At 40.5% G+C, this 7,533-nt stretch carries 6 protein-coding genes, 1 tRNA gene and 2 pseudogenes; 4 read left to right on the top strand and 5 right to left on the bottom strand.

Annotation, left to right across the window (positions count from 1 at the left end):
• Positions 1-30: 30 nt before the first annotated feature.
• From AACX38_RS10725 to AACX38_RS10740, 4 genes are all read left to right on the top strand, one after another.
• Positions 31-606, top strand: coding sequence for a phage repressor protein CI (locus AACX38_RS10725; protein WP_228864260.1), 576 nt, complete (start codon positions 31-33; stop codon positions 604-606).
• Positions 603-1,610 carry a phage integrase gene (locus AACX38_RS10730; RefSeq protein ID WP_228864255.1) on the top strand — a complete coding sequence of 336 codons (1,008 nt, stop codon included), beginning with the start codon at positions 603-605 and terminating at the stop codon, positions 1,608-1,610. The genes AACX38_RS10725 and AACX38_RS10730 overlap by 4 nt, the downstream gene beginning before the upstream one ends.
• Complete coding sequence (locus tag AACX38_RS10735) at positions 1,607-2,974, top strand: HEPN domain-containing protein (RefSeq protein ID WP_228864256.1); 1,368 nt, start codon at positions 1,607-1,609, stop codon at positions 2,972-2,974. The genes AACX38_RS10730 and AACX38_RS10735 overlap by 4 nt, the downstream gene beginning before the upstream one ends.
• A gap of 87 nt (positions 2,975-3,061) precedes the next feature.
• Positions 3,062-3,134, top strand: a tRNA-OTHER gene (locus AACX38_RS10740).
• Positions 3,135-3,395: 261 nt separating this feature from the next.
• Here AACX38_RS10740 and AACX38_RS10745 read toward each other — a convergent pair.
• The 5 genes and pseudogenes from AACX38_RS10745 to AACX38_RS10765 form a co-directional block, all read right to left on the bottom strand.
• Positions 3,396-3,659, bottom strand: a complete 264-nt coding sequence (locus AACX38_RS10745; RefSeq protein ID WP_228864257.1) for a helix-turn-helix domain-containing protein — start codon at positions 3,657-3,659, stop codon at positions 3,396-3,398.
• 487 nt (positions 3,660-4,146) lie between these two features.
• Positions 4,147-4,575, bottom strand: a complete 429-nt coding sequence (locus AACX38_RS10750; protein ID WP_099123227.1) for a tail fiber assembly protein — start codon at positions 4,573-4,575, stop codon at positions 4,147-4,149.
• A gap of 13 nt (positions 4,576-4,588) precedes the next feature.
• Positions 4,589-5,257 (bottom strand): tail fiber protein, encoded by a 669-nt coding sequence (locus tag AACX38_RS10755; RefSeq protein WP_228864258.1) that lies wholly within the window; start codon positions 5,255-5,257, stop codon positions 4,589-4,591.
• 251 nt (positions 5,258-5,508) lie between these two features.
• Positions 5,509-7,098, bottom strand: a pseudogene (locus AACX38_RS10760) (terminase large subunit); the annotation flags it as partial.
• Positions 7,085-7,426 (bottom strand): annotated as a pseudogene (locus tag AACX38_RS10765) (phage portal protein); the annotation flags it as partial. The pseudogenes AACX38_RS10765 and AACX38_RS10760, both read right to left, overlap by 14 nt.
• Between the last annotated feature and the right edge of the window lie 107 nt (positions 7,427-7,533).

Here is a 7,533-nt window from a genome sequence, read left to right on the forward strand (position 1 = left end):
TCGAAATCATTCAATATATCTACTGATGGTATTGATGAATCAAACTTTAATAGTGTGGAAATATTAGATCGCATATGTCAAGTATATGGATTTACACAAAAAATTCAGCTAGCGAAGCATTTCAATCTTTCAGCTACCGCAATTCAAAACCGTTATATACGCGGTAACATATCTTATGACCTTGCAGTATATTGCGCATTAGAAACTGGAACTAATATTCAATGGTTGATGATAGGGGAGGAAATAAAGCAGGAAGATAAGCCATCATCTATAGATACCAAATCATTCGAGTTGTCCTCCTTGATTGATGGAAAATTAATCATAGATACCAATATTAGTATTTCCAGCAACTTTTTTAACAAGCAGCTATCAAGGGGAATTTGTATTCGGACAGATGGTAAAACCCATTTTATAGAGCAAGATGCAACTCTCTCAGATGGATTGTGGTTAGTTGATATAGAGGGCGCAATGAGTATTCGAGAATTGACTATATTACCGGGTAAAAAATTGCATGTCTCCGGTGGTAATGTGCCTTTTGAGTGCAGCATTGATGATATAAAAACATTGGGGCGTGTTGTGGGTATTTATAGTGAGGTTAATCAATGACTATTCGTAAAAACCCAGCAGGAGGATGGATTTGCGAACTTTATCCTAATGGGGCAAAGGGCAAACGCATTAGAAAAAAATTCGCCACTAAAGGGGAAGCCTTAGCTTTCGAGCAGTACACGATACAAAACCCGTGGCAGGAAGAGAAAGAAGACAGACGCACTTTAAAAGAGCTGATTGATGCTTGGTATAGTGCGCATGGCATCACTCTTAAAGATGGCCTTAAGCGTCAACTGGCAATGCATCATGCTTTCGATTGCATTGGCGAACCGTTAGCCAGAGATTTTGATGCACAAATGTTTTCTCGTTATAGAGAAAAAAGACTCAAAGGAGAGTATGCCCGTTCAAATCGTGTTAAAGAAGTTTCACCTCGCACACTTAACCTTGAACTGGCTTACTTTCGCGCAGTATTCAATGAGCTGAATCGCCTGGGTGAATGGAAAGGGGAGAACCCCTTAAAAAATATGCGGCCTTTCCGTACTGAAGAAATGGAAATGGCATGGCTTACCCACGAGCAGATTACGTTGCTTCTCGACGAATGCAAACGCCATGATCACACTGACTTGGAAGCTGTTGTTAAAATATGCCTCGCCACAGGCGCGAGATGGTCAGAGGCTGAAGGACTACGTAAAAGCCAGCTCGCAAAATACAAAATTACCTACACAAATACAAAAGGTAGAAAGAATCGAACGATACCTATCAGTAAAGAGCTTTATGATTCTCTTCCAAACGATAAAAAAGGCAGGCTCTTTACCGATTGTTATGGCGCATTCCGTTCAGCCTTAGAAAGAACAGATATCGAATTGCCCGCAGGCCAATTAACCCACGTTCTAAGACATACTTTTGCCAGCCACTTTATGATGAACGGTGGAAACATACTTGTGTTACAGCGTGTGCTCGGGCACACAGACATAAAAATGACGATGCGGTACTCTCATTTTGCACCTGACCATTTGGACTCTGCATTAAAATATAATCCATTAGACAATAGGATGTTATCATGACATTGAAAGAGATTGTTACTAATATTGTTGAAAAGATTGATAATTATGGCTTGAAATCTGAATATTCTTTTTCGGATCTAATTACTACAAGATCGGGCGAAAAACTTATATTTGGAGAGGAAGTAAGAAAAGAAATAGACTTATTTTTACAAATAATAAAAGAAAATCACACTCACCAATTAAGTAATTTTTCTTATCAGACTTTATATTCTATCTGTAGAGATTCTATTTGTGATTTATATACTGAAGGTGTATTACATCAAGGCATTAAAAATGGTGGAAGGGATCACATAAAAAAATTAAAAGAAGAAATAGCCATAAGAATCAAAAATGAAACTGTCGTATTGAAACATCATTTTCAAGCAGACACCTGCTTATTCCCAAACTCACCGCCTGTTCAGATCGGGCCGATAAACATCTTATCCAATTTTGCTTGGGCAAGAAAAATAAATCTTCATCACCATTTTTTCAAGTTTACATTTAATTCAGAAGGAGATGAAAAAAATTGGAGAGAACAATTAATTACCTTATTAGAAAGCAATGGAAATAGCAAAACAAATAATAATATAGCTATCACTTTGTATGAAATAATCAAGAAGTCCAATTCAATAATAGAAATAGAAATAGAAAACTATGAACCCAAGCTATCACGACAACTTGCAAAGATAGCCTCGCAGGCAGGTCTTGACTGTTTCTCTTTAATATTTGGTAATAACCAAATGTTCACCCACCAAAATTTATATGAGCGCCCAAACCCTCCTGTATCTTTTGATTCACTGATATCTTTTTCAGGTGAACTGATTTCACCTGGAAAGACATTAACATCAAAAGTTCTAGTGTATAATGGAGATGAAATTGACAAGATTATTTCTGAAAATAAAAATTTTATAGTTGCCGCAGGAAACATTATAAACTCAGTGGTAAACAAAGTTGAGCATCCTTACAAAAACCTAGCATTGAGATGGACAACTTCATTGAACTGGTATGCTGAAGCACAAAGAGAACAAGATGATGCCATTTCATTAGCAAAAATTGGTATATCTTTAGATATCTTATCAGGGGGAGGTACAACCAAAGGAATTTTAGAAATGGTTAAAAATATCCTTGAGTTGGATGATCAACATATTGTGATTGACCACCCCCAAAAAACAACATTGAAAGAATTCATTATCGATTTATATGAATATGGCCGCTCTCAAATTGTTCATGGTAACCATATAGATAGATTAAAGTCTTTTGAAGGAGAACGAAAAAAAGCCTCATTACTTAACAGGGTTATCTTAATCAGACTAGCACTAAATTTACTCAATTACACTGGCGAAGATACGCATGATGCATTCGTGAATATGATCACACAAAACTAGTGGCGATAAAATGGCGGTAGAGATGGCGGATATTGACATATAATTGATCGTTAGAGTCAATCTATCTCATTGATAAATAAGTTAAACAATTGATTTGTCGTGGTTAAAATAGGTACTCATAATCGCTTGGTCGCTGGTTCAAGTCCAGCAGGGGCCACCAGAATTATCAAGGGGTCGCATCAAAAGTGCGACCCCTTAGTTTTTTCTAGGATACCCATAGGATACCTTCTGGCAGTAGCGTGAGGTATAACCGATTAACACCGCTACGGTAATGAGCCGTTGTCGTATTCCTCTCTGTGATACTTATCACATCCCCTGAGCATACGATGTTCGCCTTCCTGCTTCCCTAATCGCTACTTGAAATGCAAAACACCATAATTTCTAAAATGGTTAAGTTTGAATCTCAAGAATTGATGAATAATTATTCCAGTGGCTTATTGCGAGCATGACGCTCAATTAATTGACCATACGAATCAAAATAGCGACTCGGCCAGATTTCAGATGGGTGTATTTCGAGATAGTTAGCGATGATCCATTCGCTTTTCGGCCACCGACGACTGAGAGTATTTGCTAATGTAGATGAGCTGAGGCCAGATTCACGAGAAACAGCCGCTAAGGTTGTACCGTGTTTACGTAATGCAGCGATGATATCGGCTTGATGCCAGTCTTTTTTAACATTGAACATTCCTGCTACCCCTTCCATTAATTGATCATTGATGGTGGCGATTCAAGCAAGGTCATCACAACTGGGAGTTACCTTCCAGCGAGGCCGAAGCCTCCCTCACCTGAACCGCCATTGAAAAGGCGATAGCAGACGCACTGGTAGAAAAATCCTACCAGTGGGTAACTCTTTACAAGGGTGATGATCCTTGACCTCTGGATTTTGCCAGTGGCGGAGTTACTTTAACTGATTGGTTTATCGGACTCAATAAGTGAACCAGTATAAATGCTTAACTTTTTGCGTTATATCCCATTAGATACCTCAAGGTTCTATTGCTGTTTGCACTTGATAATTTGCCATGTGTCAAAATTCATCAGAGACTTTTTCGTTCTGTTATAGTGTGATTAGTGCGTTTTGTTAGCGATGGGAGAACTTATGATATTTCCGAAAAGTATCGTTTAGACGTCCATGTCCAGATTGGTATGAGGTCAATACATGGCTACAAACCTTGTCATCCTTTTGGCAATTCAGGCCACACAATATCAGGTGAAGTAGAGCAATCAATTCTACTGAGTAACACTCTATATTTACGCCATTCTATGAGCATGGCTTTCTCTTCATCTGTAGCGAGGCTTAAATCAACGGCATCCTGACAGATATCAATTTTTTCATTAGCTGCTCTCAGTAACTCCTGTTTTTGAAATTCAGCATGTTTTTTTAATTCATCTGCCGTTAATGGCGGCAATGGAGGAAGTTTTCCCCATGTAGGCAATCCGTCATTTCCAATGACCCGAGTTTTGCCTATTGGTGGCGTAGCAGTGTATTTTTTGAAAACAGATTCATCAACATCAATTCCATCATTAGGCCATATACCAGATTTTATATAATCCTGTTTCAATACATATGGATAAAATTCATTATTAGAATATTGATATTTCATAAGAATTATTCCATCAATATCCAATCGCCAACCACATAACAGATTGTTTTGTTGGTATATTGGGCAATTCTCCTGCCTTGATCGGACGCCTCATAGGAATTGCAGCCCATGTATTACTATTCATATCTGATGCTAAATGGAATAGTGCAGTGGATGGGTCTGAGACACCCCATAGCGTTACAAGCATACATGATAGCTCATGAGGAAATGGTATAGGGAAATGAGCATCAGCATAAAAAAATCCTTCATTTTCCCTTGAAAACCAAGCTCTACCATATTGGATAATTCTACCGTCAGGCATTTTGAACCAATTAGCTCCTGACGTGAAAAATGACATATCCGGTATCTGGTTAGGTCCATTTCCTATAGTTCTATAAACCAATTCTGATAAATCTAGATTCTTTACAAACCCTGCTTTATCAGGAATATCTGCGCCGTTCTGGTCTTTTGACAAACGAGTGTTAGCATTATCATTTGCTACCTTTATTGCTTTAGATGTTGCCGCATGAGTTTCACTATCGCTACAAACATCATTACTGAGAGTTACAAAACCTCTATCATCCAAAGTTGCATAAGGATGATTACGACTTGCGGCATGTTCTTCAATTGCTTCTTTGATTGCTTTTCTGACATCGTCCATTGTCGGAACTACTACGGAGCTATTACTATCTTGAATATTCATAATTTATTCCCTCATTTAATCAACAATACACATTGCTAAATAACATGAAGGCGGTGGGATACTTCTCCGCCAGTGAACATCAATAAAATCGGTTCATCAATATTGGAGAGTACGGCTTGATTTCATTCAGTGGATGAGTTGCATGTTTTAATGGCAGGATGACATAAAATAACAGATGAATAATTAATCAATTTCATCAGATGACTGATAAAACTTAGTAAAATATCTCACCTTTTGAGCATTTGATTTTATTAAACCCCATTAAAGATATCCAGTCTCTGCTGCTGTTCTTCACTTAAGTTAAACGCAAAGTCTTCATACTCGGCTTGCCATGTACCAAAACTCATCAGAAATGCAATCACAGGGTCGATTTTATTCGCTGATTTCTTCTTATTCGGTTTGATATTGGCGTTCGCGTCCGTTTCCATCACAACATTAGACATTGCCCACGCCAGCACCGGATCGCCGTTATGACGAATCACCTTGCGATTTACGAAGACCTCAGCCGATTTTGCTACCGGGCTAAAGCGCATATAGGTTTGCGGGAAGGGTTCAACATCCAAGCCTGCGCCCTGTAATTGGGTGCGTAAGTGCGTGGCGTTCCATGTATCAAAACCCACCAACTTGATATCAAAATGCTGGCTGTCTTTGAGAATATCATCACGGATACGGTCATAATCAATGCAGTCGCCTACGGTAGTGCGTATCCAACCTGCCTGTACCCACTGGCGATAAACAGCCCGATTTTTGTTGGCGGGATTCTGTAGCTGGGCTTCGGGCAAGTAATGGCGGGTCAGTAATAACAGCTCGTTATCCACGGGGAACGTGTAACAGATGCTGGTGATATCACCTGTTGAAGATAAATCCAGTCCGGCGTAACACTCTAAGCCTTTCAGGTCGTTTTCATCATAATCTGTCTGGCAGGCTTTCCATGCACCTTCTCCCATCCACGGCGTTTCGCCCTGACACCAGATATTAAAGCGTTTAGTCAGAATTTCTGTCCATTGTGAGGGAATGCCCCGCGCTTTCTGGATGGTGTCATGCAAAGCGGCGCTGTCTACTGAGACATCCAGATTAGGGTTAGCCTTTATCCAAAGTGCCTCATCATCAATCTCGTTCTCGTCGTCCAACTCGTAAATCAGGGCAAATAACGATTCGTTCTGTTCCTCACCGTCTAGTATCTGACAGCAATAATCATAATGCTGTTTACAGGCTGAAATTACATTGCTGCCTGCCGTGGTAATGGCAAACAGAATACCTTCGGGACGTGCACCCATGCCCAGCTCAAGAGCAGAGTAGACGGAGTTATCAGGATGCAGATGATATTCATCGACAATCGCCAGACTGGGGTTAGTCCCTTCAATCGTGGCGGCTTTGGCTGCCAGTGGTTTTAACAGGCTGTTGCTCTTCGGATAGGTTATTTTGTGTTGCTGAATCGCTACCCGTTTTTTGAGCGGTTTTGATAACAGGCACATCTGGCGGGCATCATCGAATACAATACGTGCCTGATCACGGCTGACAGCGGCGGTGTAAATATCCTGCTGGCCTGATTCCATCACTAGAAACCAGTTAGCCAGTATCGCGGCAACGGTGGATTTGGCATTTTTGCGCGGCACCTGAATGTAAGCACTGCGATATTTTCGCCGTCCGGTTGCTTTGATCTTGAAGCCAAACAGGTTAGCAAAAGCGAACTGCTGCCACGGCTCTAATATAATCGGTTTATCGCGCAAGTGGCCTTTGACGTGCGGACAGTAACGGGAAAAGGCAATAAACCGTGCCACCACCTCCGAATCAAACACATAAAGCGGGTTATTCAGGTCGTTGAAGTAGCGTTTCACGGCAAATCGTGACAGGCGAACGCCCTAAAAAGCCATCTTCGGTGGCATAACGCAAATGCAATACTTCTTCCTGTAGGTAGGTTTTGACCTTACCGCTATAAGGTTCGGTAATGGTATAAGCAAAGCGGTGATCCGATAATCTCTGTGGGACAACTGCTGACGGCGGATAAGGGTGCAACGATTGTGGTTGTCCGTCTTTTCCCCAGACTATGACTGCATACGCATTGCCATTTAACAGGCAATGACGCATCAGGGTTCGCTTAAACTGAAACGGGGTCTGGCAATCATTCGGGCATTCATTGAGCAGGTAATCAACCGGATGATCACTTATAGCAGAATCATATTAATATGACATAATAGCTGGATTCATATGACAAAGGATAAAGTGAGATGGGCTACAGTCTGGATTTTCGAAAGAGAGTATTGGCATATAAAGAC

The organism is Xenorhabdus sp. PB30.3, from assembly GCF_963895965.1.
Classification (GTDB): domain Bacteria; phylum Pseudomonadota; class Gammaproteobacteria; order Enterobacterales; family Enterobacteriaceae; genus Xenorhabdus; species Xenorhabdus stockiae.

Coding starts and splice junctions, on each gene's coding strand:
- AACX38_RS10730 (WP_228864255.1), top strand. CDS start 603: ATGACTATTCGTAAAAACCCAGCAGGAGGATGGATTTGCGAACTTTAT.
- AACX38_RS10735 (WP_228864256.1), top strand. CDS start 1,607: ATGACATTGAAAGAGATTGTTACTAATATTGTTGAAAAGATTGATAAT.
- AACX38_RS10745 (WP_228864257.1), bottom strand. CDS start 3,659: ATGTTCAATGTTAAAAAAGACTGGCATCAAGCCGATATCATCGCTGCA.
- AACX38_RS10750 (WP_099123227.1), bottom strand. CDS start 4,575: ATGAAATATCAATATTCTAATAATGAATTTTATCCATATGTATTGAAA.
- AACX38_RS10755 (WP_228864258.1), bottom strand. CDS start 5,257: ATGAATATTCAAGATAGTAATAGCTCCGTAGTAGTTCCGACAATGGAC.